Source organism: Streptomyces sp. NPDC052496, assembly GCF_040679095.1.
Lineage (GTDB): Bacteria > Actinomycetota > Actinomycetes > Streptomycetales > Streptomycetaceae > Streptomyces.
Genome location: NZ_JBFAUH010000012.1, coordinates 55751 through 70940, shown reverse-complemented (window position 1 = coordinate 70940; position 15190 = coordinate 55751). Strand labels below are relative to the sequence as shown.

The 15190-nt window shown below is 73.6% G+C and carries 13 protein-coding genes; 5 read left to right on the top strand and 8 right to left on the bottom strand.

Annotation, left to right across the window (positions count from 1 at the left end; translation table 11 throughout):
- Positions 1–3: 3 nt before the first annotated feature.
- Positions 4–1470, top strand: coding sequence for an ATP-binding protein (locus AB0L45_RS17495; RefSeq protein ID WP_365840718.1), 1467 nt, complete (start codon positions 4–6; stop codon positions 1468–1470).
- Between the two features lie 96 nt (positions 1471–1566).
- On the opposite strand, the gene AB0L45_RS17490 is transcribed toward AB0L45_RS17495, so the two are convergent.
- From AB0L45_RS17490 to AB0L45_RS17475, 4 genes are all read right to left on the bottom strand, one after another.
- Positions 1567–3741: a 3-hydroxyacyl-CoA dehydrogenase NAD-binding domain-containing protein gene (locus tag AB0L45_RS17490; protein WP_365840717.1), complete on the bottom strand. Its 2175-nt coding sequence runs from the start codon at positions 3739–3741 to the stop codon at positions 1567–1569.
- 32 nt (positions 3742–3773) lie between these two features.
- Positions 3774–4988, bottom strand: a complete 1215-nt coding sequence (locus tag AB0L45_RS17485) for an acetyl-CoA C-acetyltransferase (RefSeq protein ID WP_365840715.1) — start codon at positions 4986–4988, stop codon at positions 3774–3776.
- 83 nt (positions 4989–5071) lie between these two features.
- Positions 5072–6214 (bottom strand): acyl-CoA dehydrogenase family protein, encoded by a 1143-nt coding sequence (locus AB0L45_RS17480; RefSeq protein ID WP_365840972.1) that lies wholly within the window; start codon positions 6212–6214, stop codon positions 5072–5074.
- Positions 6215–6275: 61 nt separating this feature from the next.
- Positions 6276–7484: a CaiB/BaiF CoA-transferase family protein gene (locus AB0L45_RS17475; RefSeq protein WP_365840713.1), complete on the bottom strand. Its 1209-nt coding sequence runs from the start codon at positions 7482–7484 to the stop codon at positions 6276–6278.
- Positions 7485–7841: 357 nt separating this feature from the next.
- Between AB0L45_RS17475 and AB0L45_RS17470 the strand changes: the two genes are divergently transcribed.
- Positions 7842–8579: an MgtC/SapB family protein gene (locus AB0L45_RS17470; protein WP_365840711.1), complete on the top strand. Its 738-nt coding sequence runs from the start codon at positions 7842–7844 to the stop codon at positions 8577–8579.
- Between the two features lie 31 nt (positions 8580–8610).
- The gene (locus tag AB0L45_RS17465) at positions 8611–9045 is read left to right on the top strand and encodes a protein-tyrosine phosphatase family protein (protein WP_365840710.1); all 435 of its coding nucleotides are present in this window, start codon (positions 8611–8613) and stop codon (positions 9043–9045) included.
- On the opposite strand, the gene AB0L45_RS17460 is transcribed toward AB0L45_RS17465, so the two are convergent.
- Together AB0L45_RS17460 and AB0L45_RS17455 are read right to left on the bottom strand one after the other, a co-directional pair.
- Positions 9030–10553, bottom strand: coding sequence for a sialate:H+ symport family MFS transporter (locus tag AB0L45_RS17460; RefSeq protein ID WP_365840708.1), 1524 nt, complete (start codon positions 10551–10553; stop codon positions 9030–9032). The genes AB0L45_RS17465 and AB0L45_RS17460 overlap by 16 nt on opposite strands.
- Positions 10550–11515, bottom strand: coding sequence for a dihydrodipicolinate synthase family protein (locus AB0L45_RS17455; protein ID WP_365840970.1), 966 nt, complete (start codon positions 11513–11515; stop codon positions 10550–10552). The genes AB0L45_RS17460 and AB0L45_RS17455 overlap by 4 nt, the downstream gene beginning before the upstream one ends.
- Positions 11516–11754: 239 nt before the next feature.
- Between AB0L45_RS17455 and AB0L45_RS17450 the strand changes: the two genes are divergently transcribed.
- Positions 11755–12984 (top strand): saccharopine dehydrogenase NADP-binding domain-containing protein, encoded by a 1230-nt coding sequence (locus AB0L45_RS17450; RefSeq protein WP_365840706.1) that lies wholly within the window; start codon positions 11755–11757, stop codon positions 12982–12984.
- Between the two features lie 16 nt (positions 12985–13000).
- Here the strand turns inward: AB0L45_RS17450 and AB0L45_RS17445 are convergent, their stop codons facing one another.
- Positions 13001–13720: an endonuclease V gene (locus AB0L45_RS17445; RefSeq protein WP_365840704.1), complete on the bottom strand. Its 720-nt coding sequence runs from the start codon at positions 13718–13720 to the stop codon at positions 13001–13003.
- A gap of 76 nt (positions 13721–13796) precedes the next feature.
- Between AB0L45_RS17445 and AB0L45_RS17440 the strand changes: the two genes are divergently transcribed.
- Positions 13797–14360: a GNAT family protein gene (locus AB0L45_RS17440; protein ID WP_365840702.1), complete on the top strand. Its 564-nt coding sequence runs from the start codon at positions 13797–13799 to the stop codon at positions 14358–14360.
- Positions 14361–14417: 57 nt separating this feature from the next.
- On the opposite strand, the gene AB0L45_RS17435 is transcribed toward AB0L45_RS17440, so the two are convergent.
- Complete coding sequence (locus tag AB0L45_RS17435) at positions 14418–15119, bottom strand: TetR family transcriptional regulator (RefSeq protein ID WP_365840699.1); 702 nt, start codon at positions 15117–15119, stop codon at positions 14418–14420.
- Positions 15120–15190: the final 71 nt, after the last annotated feature.

The window sequence follows — 15190 nt, the reverse complement described above, 5'->3', positions numbered from 1 at the left end:
GGCATGACCTGGGTACCGGTCCGGCGGGTGCGGCCGGTGGTGCGGCACAGCCCGACGAGCGAGACGAGGCCGTGGGTGGAGGGGCGCAGTGTTTCCCGGGCCGAGGCGGCGGACCTCCTCGCCCGGCAGGAGAGCCACTTCTGGGAGTTCAAGAGCGGCCGCAGCGGCGGGGCGGTCGTGCAGGTCATCGCCGCGGCCCTGGCCAACGCCGAGGGCGGTGAGTTCATCGTCGGCATCGAGGACCCGCGCAGCGGGCGCGGGCTGGCGCGGTGGCGCGGGTTCGCCTCGCTGGAGGACGCCAACTTCGTCCAGCAGGCCATGGTCGACCAGGTGGAGCCGCCGGTTCCGTACGACATCGAGTTCCTGCGGGTGGCCGGGCACCCGGAGCTGGGGTGGGCCTGTCTGGTCACGGTGCACAAGAGCCCGGACGTGCACCGCACGGCCCGCGGCGAGGTGCCGCAGCGCCGCGGCGCGCAGTCGCGGCGGCTGAAGGGGACGCAGATCACCGATCTGTCGCTCTCCAAGGGCGCCCGTTCCTACGAGGACCAGCTGCTGCGCGACTACGCCCTGGAGGAGCTGCGGGACGAGGACGAACTGCACGTCTTCCTCGGCCGGTACAGCCCGCGCACCTCCGCCGAACGCTTCCTGCGCCGGCAGCGCCTGGTGGACCGCGGCGGGGCGCGGGCCACCGTCGCCGGTGCCGTCCTGTTCGCCGCCGAGCCGCCCGCCGTCGTACCGAAGAAGTGCTCGGTGAAGATCGCCCGGTACGAGACCGGGGAACAGGTCCCCGACCGCCGGCACCTGGCGGCGGCGCCGACGACGGTGGACGGGCCGGCGCGGGTGCTGATCGACCGGACGCTGGCGGCGGTCACCCGGATCATCCAGTCGGTGCCGGTGCTGGGCCCGGACGGCTCGCTGTCGCCGATGGCCTATCCGCCGGAGGCACTGAAGGAGATCATCGTCAATGCGGTGATCCACCGGGACTACAACCTCTCCGACGACATCCTGATCTCGGTGTTCGACAACCGGGTGGAGGTCCGCAGCCCTGGCCGGCTGCCCGGCCACATGACGCCGGACAACCTGTTCACGGACCGCTTCGCACGCAACCCCACGATCGTGCGGCTGCTGAACAAGTACCCGGACCCGCCCAACAAGGACATCGGCGAGGGGCTGGACACGGTGGTGAGCACGATGAAGGCGGCGAAGCTCAAGGAGCCGCGGTTCTTCGTGGAGACCAACGCCTTCGTCGTGGTGCTGGAGCACACGCCGCTGGCCCGGCCCGAGGAGCTGGTGCTCCAGTACCTGCGGGCCAACCCGGAGATCCCCAACCGGATCGCCCGCCGGATCACCGGGATCGCCTCCGAGAACCGGATGAAGCGGGTCTTCCACCGGCTGCGGGACGCGGGGCAGATCGAGCCCGTGCCGGGCCGGGCCGGCTCCCGTGCGGCGTGGCGTCTGCGGCGGGACTGACCCGCGGCGGGCCGGGGGCGCTCGTGGTGCGGACCGGCCCCGGCAGGCCGGTCCGCACGCCACGCCGTACGCCACGCCGTACGGGCTACGCGTCAGCTACGCGTCGCTGAACTTCTCCCCCTTCGCCGCCTTCTCCACCAGCAGCGCGGGCGGCGCGAACCGCTCCCCGTACGCCGCCTGGAGCTCGCGGGCGCGGGCGACGAAGCCGGGCAGTCCGCCGTCGTACCCGTTGATGTACTGGAGGACGCCGCCGGTCCAGCCGGGGAAACCGATGCCCAGGATGGAGCCGATGTTGGCGTCCGCGACGGAGGTCAGCACGCCCTCCTCGAAGCACCGGACCGTGTCCAGCGCCTCGGCGAACAGCATCCGCTCCTGCATGTCCCGGAACGGGACCGTGGCGTCGGCCTTGGTGAAGTGCTCGCGCAGGCCCGGCCACAGGCCGGCCCGCCTGCCGTCCTCGCCGTACTCGTAGAAGCCCCCGCCGCCGCTGCGGCCCGGCCGCCCGAACTCGTCGACCATGCGGTCGATGACGGTGTCGGCCGGGTGCTCCGCCCAGGTGCCGCCGGCCGCCTCCACCGCCCGCCGGGTCTCGTCGCGGATCTTGCGCGGGAGGGTGAGGGTCAGCTCGTCCATCAGGGACAGCACCTTGGCCGGGTAGCCGGCCTGGGCCGCGGCCTGTTCGACCGAGGCCGGCTCGACGCCCTCGCCGACCATCGCCACCCCCTCGTTGATGAAGTGGCCGATGACGCGGGAGGTGAAGAAGCCCCGCGAGTCGTTGACGACGATGGGGGTCTTGCGGATCTGGCGTACCAGGTCGAAGGCGCGGGCCAGCGCCTCGTCACCGGTCCGCTCGCCCTTGATGATCTCCACCAGCGGCATCTTGTCGACGGGCGAGAAGAAGTGCAGGCCGATGAAGTCGGCCGCCCGCTCGACGCCTTCGGCCAGGCCCGTGATGGGGAGGGTGGAGGTGTTGGAGCACAGCAGCGCGTCGGGGGCGACGATGTGCTGGATCTCCTGGAACACCTTGTGCTTGAGGGCGGTGTCCTCGAAGACCGCCTCGATGACCGCGTCGCAGCCGGCCAGGTCCCGCGGGTCGGCGGTGGGGGTGATACGGGCCAGCAGCTCGTCCCGCTTCGCCTCGGTCGTGCGGCCGCGGCCGAGCGCCTTGGCGAGCAGCCCTTCCGAGTACGCCTTGCCCTTCTGCGCCGCTTCCGGCGAGACGTCCTTGAGGACGACGTCGATGCCGGCCTTGGCGCAGGCGTACGCGATGCCGGCGCCCATCATGCCGGCGCCGAGCACGGCGACCTTCTGGACGGTGCGCGGCGCGACGTCCTTGGGGCGGCTGGCGCCGGAGTTGACGGCCTGGAGGTCGAAGAAGAACGCCTGGATCATGTTCTTGGAGGTCTGGCCGGTGACCAGTTCGACGAAGTAGCGCGCCTCGATGGTCTGCGCGGTCTCGAAGTCGACCTGGGAACCTTCGACGGCCGCCGCGAGGATGTTGCGCGGGGCCGGGTACGGGGCGCCGTTGAGCTGCTTCTTCAGGTTGGCGGGGAAGGCGGGGAGGTTGGCGGCGAACTTCGGGTGTGCCGGGGTGCCGCCGGGGATCCGGTACCCCTTGACGTCCCAGGGCTGCTGGGACTCGGGGTGCGCGTCGATGAACGCGCGCGCCTTCTCGATCAGTTCCTCGGGGGTGGCCGCGACCTCGTGGACCAGGCCGTTCTCCTGGGCGCGGACGGCGTTGTACTGGGTGCCCTGGAGCAGCACCTTCAGCAGCGCGTCGGCGATGCCGAGCAGCCGGACCGTACGGACCACGCCGCCGGCCGCCGGGAGCAGGCCGAGGGTCACCTCGGGCAGGCCGATCCTGGTGGCGCGGGTGTCGAGGGCGACGCGGTGGTGGCAGGCCAGCGCCAGCTCGTAACCGCCGCCGAGGGCCGCGCCGTTGATGGCGGCGACGACCGGCTTGCCGAGGGTCTCGATGCGGCGCAGGTCGCGCTTGATGCCCTGGCCCGTCTCGAACGCCCGCTGGGCGTGCTCGGGGGTGACGGCGATCAGGTCGCGCAGGTCGCCGCCGGCGAAGAAGGTCTTCTTGGCGGAGGTGACGATGACGCCGCGTACGGTGTCGCGCTCGGCCTCCAGACGGTCGGCGACGGCCGTCAGCGAGGTCTTGAAGGCGGCGTTCATCGTGTTGGCGGACTGGTCCGGGTCGTCCAGGACCAGGGTGACGACGCCGGTCTCGTCCTGTTCCCAGCGGATGGTGGTGGACTCGGTCATGATGCGTGCTCCGTAGTGGGTGCGGACGAGGGTCAGACGCGCTCGATGACGGTGGCGATGCCCATGCCGCCGCCGACACAGAGGGTGGCCAGGCCGTAGCGCTTGTCCTGGCGTTCCAGTTCGTCGACGAGGGTGCCCAGGATCATCGCGCCGGTGGCGCCGAGGGGGTGGCCCATGGCGATGGCGCCGCCGTTGACGTTGACCTTGTCCAGGCTCAGGCCCAGGTCCTTGACGAACCGCAGCACGACCGCGGCGAACGCCTCGTTGATCTCCACGAGGTCGATGTCGTCGATGGTCAGGCCGGCCTTGGCCAGCGCCTTGCGGCTGGCGGGCGCGGGGCCGGTGAGCATGATCGTGGGCTCGGAGCCGGAGACCGCGGCGGAGACGATACGGGCGCGCGGGGTGAGGCCGTAGCGCTCGCCGACCGCGCGGGAGCCGATGGCGACCAGGGCCGCGCCGTCCACGATGCCGGAGGCGTTGCCCGCGTGGTGGACGTGGTCGATCTTCTCGACCCAGTGGTACTTCTGGAGCGCCACCGCGTCGAAGCCGCCCAGGTCGCCGATGGTGGCGAAGGACGGCTTGAGGCCGGCCAGCGAGTCGGCGGTGGTGCCGGGCCTCATGTGCTCGTCGTGGTCGAGGACGACCAGGCCGTTGCGGTCGGTGACGGGGACGACGGAGCGGGCGAAGCGGCCGTCCTTCCAGGCCGCGGCGGCGCGCTCCTGGGACAGCGCGGCGTATTCGTCCACGTCGCGGCGGCTGTAGCCCTCGATGGTGGCGATGAGGTCGGCGCCGATGCCCTGGGGGACGAAGCCGGTGTCGAAGTTGGTCATCGGGTCGGCGAACCAGGCGCCGCCGTCGGAGGCCATCGGCACCCGCGACATCGACTCGACGCCGCCCGCGAGGACCAGGTCCTCCCAGCCGGAGCGGACCTTGGCGGCGGCCATGTTGACCGCTTCGAGGCCGGAGGCACAGAAGCGGTTCTCCTGGACGCCCGCGACGGTGTCGGGCAGCCCGGCGGCGATCGCCGCGATCCGGGCGATGTCCGAGCCCTGGTCGCCGACCGGGCCGACGACACCGAGCACGATGTCGTCGACGGCGGCCGGGTCGAGGTCCGGGAAGCGGCTGCGCACCTCGTGGATGAGGCCGACGACGAGGTCGATCGGCTTGGTGCCGTGCAGCGCGCCGTTGGCCTTGCCGCGGCCGCGCGGGGTGCGGATCGCGTCGTACACGTACGCTTCGGAAGTCACGGTGTGCAGCCTTTCCAGCTCTTGTCTCGGGAGCAGCGGGGGTGGGGGCGGGGGAACGGTGGGACGTGCGGGGCGCGGGCCGGTCAGCCGAGCAGGGAGCGGCCGATGATCTCCTTCATGATCTCGGTGGTGCCGCCGTAGATGGTCTGGATACGGCCGTCGGTGAAGGCCCTGGCGACCGGGTACTCGCTCATGTAGCCGTAGCCGCCGTGCAGTTGCAGGCAGCGGTCGGCGACGCGCTTCTGGAGTTCGGTGGCCCACCACTTGGCCATCGAGGCGTGTACGGCGGCGAGCTTGCCGTCGGAGTGGTCCACGATGCAGCGGTCCAGGAACTCGCGGGTGACGGCGCACTCGGTCGCCATCTCGGCGATCTCGAAGCGGATGTGCTGGAGCTTGGCGAGCGGTCGGCCGAACGCCTCGCGCTCCTTGACGTAGGTGGTGGTGATCTCCAGCAGGTGTTCGGCGGCGGCGATCCCGGCGACCGCGATGCCCATCCGCTCCTGCGCGAGGTTGGTCATCAGGTGGACGAACGCGCCGTTCAGCTCGCCGAGCAGGTTCTCCTTGGGCACCCGTACGCCGGTGAAGAACAGCTCGGCGGTGTCCTGCGCCTTCTGGCCGATCTTGTCCAGGTTGCGCCCGCGCTCGAACCCCGGCATGTCCCGCTCGACGACCAGCAGGCTCAGGCCGTGCGCGCCGCCTTCCGGGGTGGTCCTGGCGACGACGATCACCAGGTCGGCGAGGATGCCGTTGGAGATGAACGTCTTGGAGCCGTTGAGCAGCCAGTGGTCGCCGCGGTCCTCTGCGGTGGTGCGGATGCCCTGGAGGTCGGAGCCGGCACCCGGCTCGGTCATGGCGATGGCGGTGATGGTCTCACCGCTGCAGAAGCCGGGCAGCCAGCGGCGCTTCTGCTCCTCGGTGGCGAGCTGGGTCAGGTACGGGCCGACGATGTCGTTGTGCAGGCCGACGGCGAGCCCGGCGGCACCGGCCCGGGTGAACTCCTCGGCCAGCACGGCGGCGTAGCGGAAGTCGGCGTTGCCGCCGCCCCCGTACTCCTCGGGGACGGCCAGGCCCAGCAGGCCCTGTTTGCCCGCCGCGCGCCAGGCGTCGCGGCTGACGATGCCGTCCTTCTCCCACTGGTCGTAGTGCGGCAGGACTTCCCGTTCGAGGAAGGTCCGTACGGTACGGCGGAAGGCGTCGTGGTCCTCGGTGAAGATCTGGCGCTCCAGCTGCGCGGTCATCGCGTGCGGCCTCCTCGGGGCGGGCGGTGCGTCGGCGGGGTGGTGGCCATCAGCCGTCCGTTTCCGGTGGCCGGGCGGCGGCGTCCGCGGCGCGGGTGCCGTCGGGCCAGGCCGCGCCGGGGCCCGGCTCCCGGCGGTCGGTGAGCGCCGGGACGTCCCAGTCGCGGGCCACGTCGAGCGTGTCGGCGCCGGGCCGGGCCGGCGGGCGCCGGATCGCGCCGGGGGTGGCGGAGAAGCGCGGGGCCGGTGCGGGCTGGGTGATGCCGCCGTGGTCGGCGAAGGTGCCGCGGGCGGCGAGATGCGGGTGGCCGGGCGCTTCGCGCAGCGAGAGGACGGGCGCCACGCAGGCGTCGGACGCCTCGAAGACGGCCGTCCACTCCGCGCGCGTACGGGTCTTGAAGCGGGCGGCGATGACGGTCCGCAGCTCCTCCCAGGCGGCCAGGTCGTCGCGGGCCGGTGCGGTGTCCTCGATGCCGAGCAGCCGGACGAACTCGCCGTAGAAACGCTGTTCCAGCGCGCCGACCGCCATGTGGCCGCCGTCGGCGGTCTCGTACGTGCCGTAGAACGGGGCGCCGCCGTCGAGGAGGTTGGCGCCGCGGCGGTCCTGCCAGCCGCCCGCGGCGAGCATGGCGTGGATCATCGCGGTGAGGTGGGCCGTGCCGTCGACGATGGCCGCGTCCACGACCTGGCCGCGGCCGCCTTCGGTCTGCGCGTGCCGGAGCGCGGCCAGGACGCCGACGACCAGGTAGAGGGAGCCGCCCGCGTAGTCGCCGAGGAGGTTGGCGGGGGCGGCGGGCGGGCCGTCGGGCGGGCCGGTCATGCCGAGCGCGCCGGTGACGGCGATGTAGCCGATGTCGTGCCCGGCGGTCCCGGCCAGCGGCCCCTGCTGGCCCCAGCCGGTCATCCGGCCGTAGACCAGCAGCGGGTTGCGCGCCAGGCAGGTGTCGGGGCCGATGCCGAGGCGCTCGGCGACGCCGGGGCGGTATCCCTCGATCAGGATGTCGGCGCGCTCCACGAGGTCCAGCACCTGTCCCGGGCCCGCGGCGGACTTCAGGTCGATCAGCACGGAGCGTTTGTTGCGGTTGGTGAGGTCGTACGCCGGGTCGACGCCGAGGCCGGAGCCGCCGGGCCGGTCGACGCGCACCACGTCGGCGCCGAGGTCGGCCAGGAGCATCCCGGCGAACGGGCCGGGCCCGATGCCGGCCAGCTCCACCACGCGCACCCCGCTCAGCGGGCCGCCGTTCCCTGTCCCTGCCATCGGGCCCCCTGAGCTCCGCAGCACTGTGACACTACTGATGTAACACTCGCGATGTTAAGAACGTGTTCCACTTTCCACAAGCCCCCGCGGCCACCGGCCGGCACCGGAAAAGCCCGTGGCGGCGGTGGTCAACTCCCACCGCCGCCACGGGCCTTCCCACGCCACTTCACCAGCGGCGCGCTCCCCCGTCGGAACCGGTGGTGGGCCCGCCCCCGGATATGGACCGCCGCACCGTCGCACCCACCGCACCCACCACCTCGCGCTCCGGACCGGCCGTCCGCCGGTCACCGTGAAATCCACGCTAGCGGCGACCACTGACAACGGCCCGTCCGCCGATCATGGATGGACAATGGACGGATGCCTCATACGCACCTCGCATCGCCGTTGTTCGACATCAGCCACGGTCAGGGCCTCCGCCAGTTCGCCGAACTGGCCCTGGCCCTCCTCCTGTCCTCCCTCATCGGGCTGGAGCGGCAGGTACAGCAGAAGAGCGCGGGGCTGCGCACCCACACCCTCGTCGGCGTGGGCAGCGCGCTGTTCATGGAGGTCTCGGTCCACGGCTTCTACGCGCTGCTGGGCACGGACGGCGTCGCGCTGGACCCGTCCCGGGTGGCCGCGCAGATCGTCTCCGGCATCGGGTTCATCGGCGGCGGCCTGATCTTCGTGAAGAAGGACGCGGTACGAGGCCTGACGACCGCCGCGACGATCTGGCTGACCTGTGCCATCGGCATGGCCTGCGGCGGCGGCCTGCCCCTGCTGGCCCTGGGCGCGACCCTCGTCCACTTCCTCGTCGTGCGCGGTTTCCCGAAGCTGTTCTCCGAGCGGCGGCGTGCGCCGTTCGTCGAGCGCGTCGAACTGCGCCTGAGCTACCGTGCACAGCACGGTCTGCTGGGCCGGATGCTGGAGATCTGCACCAGCAGCGGCTTCCAGGTGACCGACGTCCAGGTGGAGACGGGCTCGGACGACCAGGTACCGGCCGAGGTGCTGCTGCGCCTGGAGGGCACGGGCTCGGCGCACCCGCTCGTGGAACAGCTGACGGAGCTGGAGGGCGTGCGCGGAGTGTCCTTGGGGCGGGAGTCGGACCGTACGGAGTGACGGGCGAGGGCGGCGCGGAAAGGGGGACGGCATGGTGGACACGGCGTGGCAGGAGGACGGTCCGGGGGTGCTCCGGCTGCCTTCGGGGCGCACGGTCCGCGGGCGCGGCCTGCGCCGCCCGCTGCCGCCGGGCCCGGCACCGGACTTCGCCGTGTACCTGCTCGGCAAGCAGCCGCCCGAGGTCCCCTGGGAGGCCCGCTGGCTGCGCTGGCCGGACTTCCGGCTGCCCAGCGACCGGGCGCGGGCGCGGGAACTGTTCGGCCAGGTGTGGGAGCGCGCGGCGGCCGAGCGCGTCGAGGTCGCCTGCGGGGGCGGCCGCGGCCGGACCGGGACGGCCCTGGCCTGCCTGGCGGTCCTGGACGGCGTGCCGGCCGGGCAGGCGGTGGACTTCGTGCGCGGCGCTTACGACCGCCGGGCCGTCGAGACGCCCTGGCAGCGGCGCTACGTACGTCACTTCGGGCGCTGACCGCCGGTCCCGCCCGCCGGATCCGTCGCGGTCCCGCCGGCCCCAGGGGCCCCGCCCGCCGCGCCCGTCCCGGTCCCGGCGGGCACCAGGTGGTCGCCCACCGCGGTCCGGTCCAGCAGGCGGGCGAGCCGTACCGGTACGTCGCCGCCCACCAGGACGACGACGACCAGCGTCAGCCCGAAGGTGAGGACGGCCAGCGCCCGGCCCAGTGACATGCCCTCGGCGAGCCGGGCGCCGAGGACCGGGGCGACCGCCCCGCCGAGCGCGCCGACGTTGTAGACGAAGCCGAGCGACGCCGCGCGGACCGCCGTCGGGAAGTGCCCGGCGAGGTACTTGGGCAGGATGCCCGAGATGCCCTGGCCGAGGGCGAGCAGCCCGAAGAGCAGCACCCCCAGGGCGACCAGGCTGTCCTGGACGGCGAACACCGGGAAGACGAAGGCGAGCGACGCCAGCAGCGTCCCGGCGTACGCGCGGCGGGTGCCGAACCGGTCGCCCGTGAAGCCCGCCAGCCAGCAGCCCGCCATCGTGCCGAACCCAGCGTAGAACATCACGTCCGCGACCTGCCCGGGCGCGTACCCCAGCTCCGTCTTGAGGTAGGTGGGCAGCAGCGCCTGGACGGGCCAGCTGTAGAGGAACGCGCAGAAGACGGTGAACGTCAGGGACACGTGGAGTACCCAGCCGCGCCGGCCGCCGAGCTGGACGGCGAACGCGGTCAGACAGAGCGCGGCGAGCGCCGACAGCCACAGGGTGTGGCCCGTACCCGCCGGGGTGAAGACGCAGCACAGGGCGGCGGACGCGACGGCCGCGAGCAGGATGTTGAGCCGGCGCCGGGCGCGCCCGGCGAACAGCGGGCGGAACGGCCGGGGCCGTACCCCGGTGGCCGTCACCTCGACGCTCCAGTCGTCTGCCTCCGGGAGCGACCTGCGGACCCAGAGGGCGACCAGGACGGGCAGCACCCCGATCCAGAACATCCAGCGCCAGCCCCAGTGCGGCACGACCCACCGGTACAGCTGGGCGGCGAGGACCGTGCCGCCCGCGTAGCCGGATATCAGGAAGCCGGAGGCGCGGTTGCGCAGGGCGGCGGGCCAGCTCTCCAGGACGTACGTGGCGCTGGCGCTGTACTCCCCCGCCATCCCCGTGCCGATGATCAGCCGGGCGGCGAACAGGCTGGTCCAGTCCCAGGCGAAACCGCAGGCGAACGTGCCCAGCGAGTACAGCAGGATGCTGGCGATCATCGCGGCCTTGCGCCCGTACCGGTCCCCCATGGCGCCGAGCAGCGCCCCGCCGAGCCAGCGGGTGACGAACGCGCCGGACACCAGGGCTGCCGCTTCGGCCGTGCTCAGCCCGAACGTGCCGGCGATCTCGGTCAGTACGAGGGTGATCAGGACGAAGTCGAAGCCGTCCAGGAGGTAGCCCACCCAGGCGGCGGCCATCGCCTTCCACTGGCGGGGCGTCACCTGCCGGTACCAGGGCGCCCGCCCGCCGCCCCGCGGGGAGCGCGTCCTCATAGCAGCCCGGCTTCCTCCAGACAGCGCCGGACCCGCCCGACGGCGGCCTCGTCCAGCGGGAGCTGCGGCGGCGCGGTGGCCGGGCAGTCGATGACGCCCTGGAGGTGCAGGGCCGCCTTGAAGGCGCCCAGCGCGGAGGAGTTGCGGCCCATCACCGCCGGGTCGCCCGCGTCGGTGAGGGCGAAGAGGGCGGCGAGCCGGTCCTGTTCGGCGGCGGCCTCGCGCCAGCGGCCCGCCGCGGCGTGCTCGTACAGGCGTACGTAGCCGTGCGGGTCGACGTTGCCCAGGCCGGGGACGACACCGTGGGCACCGGCCAGCAGGGCACCGTCCACGGTCAGTTCCGATCCGGTGAGCACGCAGAAGTCCGGTGCCTGCGCGCGCACCCGCACCAGAAGGCGCCGCAGCGCGCCGTCCTCGCCGCTGCTGTCCTTCAGACCGGCCAGCACGCCGTCCCGGGCGAGCCTGACCACCGTGTCGGCGGGCAGCTTGGTGTGCACGGCCATCGGGATGTCGTACGCGAACAACGGCAGGCCGGCGCCGTCGCGCACCCGCTGGAAGTGGCCGGCGATCTCGGCGGGGTGGGTGCGGGTGTAGAAGGGCGCGGTGGCCACGATCGCGTCGGCGCCCAGGTCGCGGGCCTGGCGGGCGTGTTCGAGTACGCGGGGTGTGGTCATGTCGATGGCGCCGGCGAGGACGGGCAGCCGGCCGCCGGCCGCCCCGGCCACCGTCTCGACGACGGTGCGGCGCTGTGCGTCCGTCAGGTGGGCGGCCTCACCGCTGGACCCGAGGACGAACAGTCCGCTCACCCCGGCGCCCATGAGCCGGGTGGTGAGCGCGGCGAGCGAGCGGGTGTCGACCCGGCCGTCCGGGGTGAGCGGGGTGCACAGGGGCGGGACGACACCGGTGAGCGGGGTGGGCAGGGGCGCGGGGGGCTTCACGGGGAGCGGCGCGGGAGGGTGCATCGGTGACCAGCTTTCTGCTCGTGCCGCGTGCCGTACGGGGACCGGCGCGGCCCGGCCGGCCAGGAACATTCCGGACGTCGGACGTCCCATGTTGGCGGACGTGCGGGTGAATGTGGTCCAGCCGCCCTGGCGTGTCAAGACCGCCTGCCCGCCCCCCTTCGTTGACGGGCGGCCGGCCGCTGCCTAGCGTTGCGCCGCACCGGCCGGCGCCACGGCCGGGAACCGATGCGGAGGCAGGCGTGAGCGCACGGCAGGACACCGGAGCACGGCCGCACGACCTCGTGCTGTTCGGCGCCACCGGATTCGTGGGGCGGCTGACCGCCGCGTACCTGGCCCGGCACGCCCCCGAGGGCTGCCGCTGGGCCCTGGCCGGCCGCGACCGCGGGAAGCTCGCCCGGCTGCGGGACGACCTGGCCCGGACCGATCCGGCCTGCGCGGACCTCCCCCTGTTGTGTGCCGACACCGAGGATCCCGGCTCACTGCGCGCGCTCGCCGCGAGCACCCGCGTGCTCGCCACGACCGTCGGGCCGTACCTCAGTTACGGGGACGGGCTGGTCGCCGCCTGCGCGGAGGCGGGTACGGACTACGCCGACCTGACCGGCGAGGCCGAGTTCGTCGACCGGACGTATGTGCGCTACGACGCGGCGGCGCGCGCGTCGGGCGCCCGCCTCGTGCACGCCTGCGGCTTCGACTGCGTACCGGCGGACCTCGGCGCGCGCTTCACCGTCGGCCAGTTGCCGCCCGGTGTGCCACTGCGCGTCGAGGGCTTCGTACGGACCAACGGCACCATCTCCGGCGGCACGCTGGCCTCCGCGCTGACGGCGGCCTCGCGTCCGCTGGGCATGGCGCGCGCCGCCCGCGACCGGCAGCGCCTGGAGGCGCGGCCGGCGGGCCGTACGGTACGGGCCCCGCTCGGCCTGCCGTACCGCAACGGCGCCGTACGCGCCTGGGCCCTGCCGCTGCCGACACTCGACCCCCAGGTGGTCGCGCGCTCGGCGGCCGGACTGGAGGAGTACGGACCCGACTTCCAGTACCGCCACTTCGCCGCCGTCCAGTGGCTGCCGGTCGCCGTGGGCGGCGTGCTGGGCGCGGGCGCGGCATGCGCGGTCGCGCAGGTGCCGCCCGCGCGCCGCTGGCTGTCGGGGCGGCTGGCGCCGGGCGCGGGTCCGGACGCGGAGCGCCGCGCGCGCAGCCGGTTCAGCCTGCGGTTCGTCGGCGAGGGCGGTGGCCGGCGCGTCCTGACGGAGGTCGCGGGCGGCGACCCGGGCTACGACGAGACGGCGAAGATCCTCGCGGAGTCGGCGCTGAGCCTGGCCTTCGACGAGCTGCCCGCGACGTCCGGGCAGGTGACCACGGCGGTCGCGATGGGCGACGCGCTGACCGGGCGGCTCCGGCGGGCGGGTATCACCTTCCGGCTGATCGCCGAATCCGCGTCACCCGCGGGACGTACGGCGGCTACGGTGGCCTGACCGGGCGTACGGGGCGTCAGTCGGCGCGCGCCTGGGACAGGGCGCGCCGGCACAGCGCGTCGGCGGCCCGGGTCGTCTCCGGGATGCGGTACTTGGGCGTCAGGTGGAGGGTGTGCGCGCAGGCCCGGTCGAGGTCGATGCGGTGCCCGACCGACACGAACACCGGCTTGACGCCCCGCTGCGTCCGCAGCGCCCGCCCGACCACCTCGTCCTCGGCGCCGTCCAGCAGGGGCGAGGACGCGCCGCGCTCCGCGCCGGGCAGTGCGTACCGCGAGGTGAACGGGTTCTTGGCGACTCCGACGGTGGGCAGGCCGGTGAGCACGCCGAGGTGGCTGGCGAGGCCGAAGCGGCGCGGGTGCGCGAGCCCATAACCGTCGCAGACCACCAGGTCCGGCGTGCGGGTGAGACGGCGCAGGGCGTCCACGACCGTGGGGATCTCCCGGAAGGCCAGCAGGCCCGGTACGTACGGGAAGGAGATCCGGCCGACGGCCGTGGCCTCCTCGACGACCGCGAGCGTGACGCCGTCCAGCGCGACGGCCGCCGCGGCCACCAGGTCGCGCTCGTCGTCGTAGGCGACGTCCACGCCGACGACCGTCCCGGCGAAACCCGGCTCGGGCCCGGACTGCTCCCGCCGTACGTGCGCGCGCAGCCGGTCCTGGGTGGCCAGCGCGCCGGCCTCGTCGGTGGGCCAGTGGGCGAGTTCGTCGTCGAGGGAGATCGTGGCGTCGTTCGTCATGGTGCGGACACGGTATCGAACGGGCGGGCGGAAAAGCCGTTGCGGTGCGGCCGCGGCCGTGTGTGATGATGCGGGGATGTTCGCGATGACGCTGGGTGACGACGGTGCCGAACTGCGGCCCCTGGAGCCGTACCACGCCGAGGAGTACCTGGCACACATGGAGCGCGGCCGGGAGTACATCGGCCGCTTCATCGGCCTGGCCGACCTGTGCACCGACGTGCCGTCCGCCCGGGCGTTCCTGCAGTCGTACGCGGACAAGGCGGCGGCCGACACCGGGCGGCTGTACGGGATCTGGGTGGACGGCACGCTCGTCGGCGGCGTCCTGTTCCGTACCTTCGACGCCGCCGCGGGGAACTGTGAGGTCGGCTGCTGGCTGGAGGAGACGGCCGTCGGGCGCGGGCTCGTGACGCGGGCGATCCGGGTGATCGTCGACTGGGCGGTCGAGGAGCGCGGCATCCACCGCGTGGAGTGGGTGGCGTCCTCGGGCAACACCGCGAGCATCAAGCTGGCCGAGCGGCTCGGGCTGGTGCGGGACGGGGTGCTGCGGGAGAGCTACCCGCGCGGCGGCGTACGGCACGACGTGGAGATCTGGTCGGTGCTGGCCCCGGAGTGGCGTGAGCGGCGGGCGGCCGGCCGGTGACGGGGAGGCGCGCCCGCCGGGCGTGCCGTACGCGTACGCGTACCTGTACGCGTACGGTCACCCGGCCGGCGGTGGTGCCGACCGCGGCAAGTCTTCGAGGAGGGCGCCGAGCGCGCCGGTGACCAGGGCGCACACGGCGTCCGGGTCGGCGTCGGCCAGCGGCTGTTTGCCGACGACCACCCGCATCAGGCCGATACCGAGCATCCACGACAGCGCGAGGTCGGCGCGCAGCCCGCGGTCGTCGGCGGCGCTGAGGGTGGCGAGCACCCGCGCGTAATCGTCGCCCATCTCCCGTACGGCGGTGGTGATCTCGTCGCTGTCGCCGATGGAGCGCAGAAACGTCTCCAGAGCGCGGTCCCCCGGCTCCTCGCCGCGGTGGCGGAGCATCCCGCGCAGCGCCGCCTCGAAGAGTTCGCCGGGCGGTGTGCTGTGCAGCTGTTCCTGGCCGCCGAGCGCCACCACCTCACCGAACAGGGCTTTCTTCGACCCGAAGTAGCGGAAGAGCAGGGCCTGGTTGACGCCCGCCCGCTCCGCGATGTCGCGTACGGTCGCCCGCTCGTAGCCCCGCTCGGCGAACAGCGCGGCCGCCGCCTCCAGGAGCAGCAGGCGGGTGCCCTGCGCCCCGCGGCGCCGTACGGAACCGCCCGGTTCCGGTACGGAACCGCCCGCCCCCGGTTCCGGAGCGGGCCCGTCCGGCATGCGTTCCGTACCGGTCACCGGCTCGGCCACCGGCCCGGCCACCGGCTCGTTCCCGTCCATCGGTGTGCTCCTCTCGTCCCTTCCCCCGCGCCCACGGGGCCCGACGCCCCGTCAACCCGAAGATCGTGCAG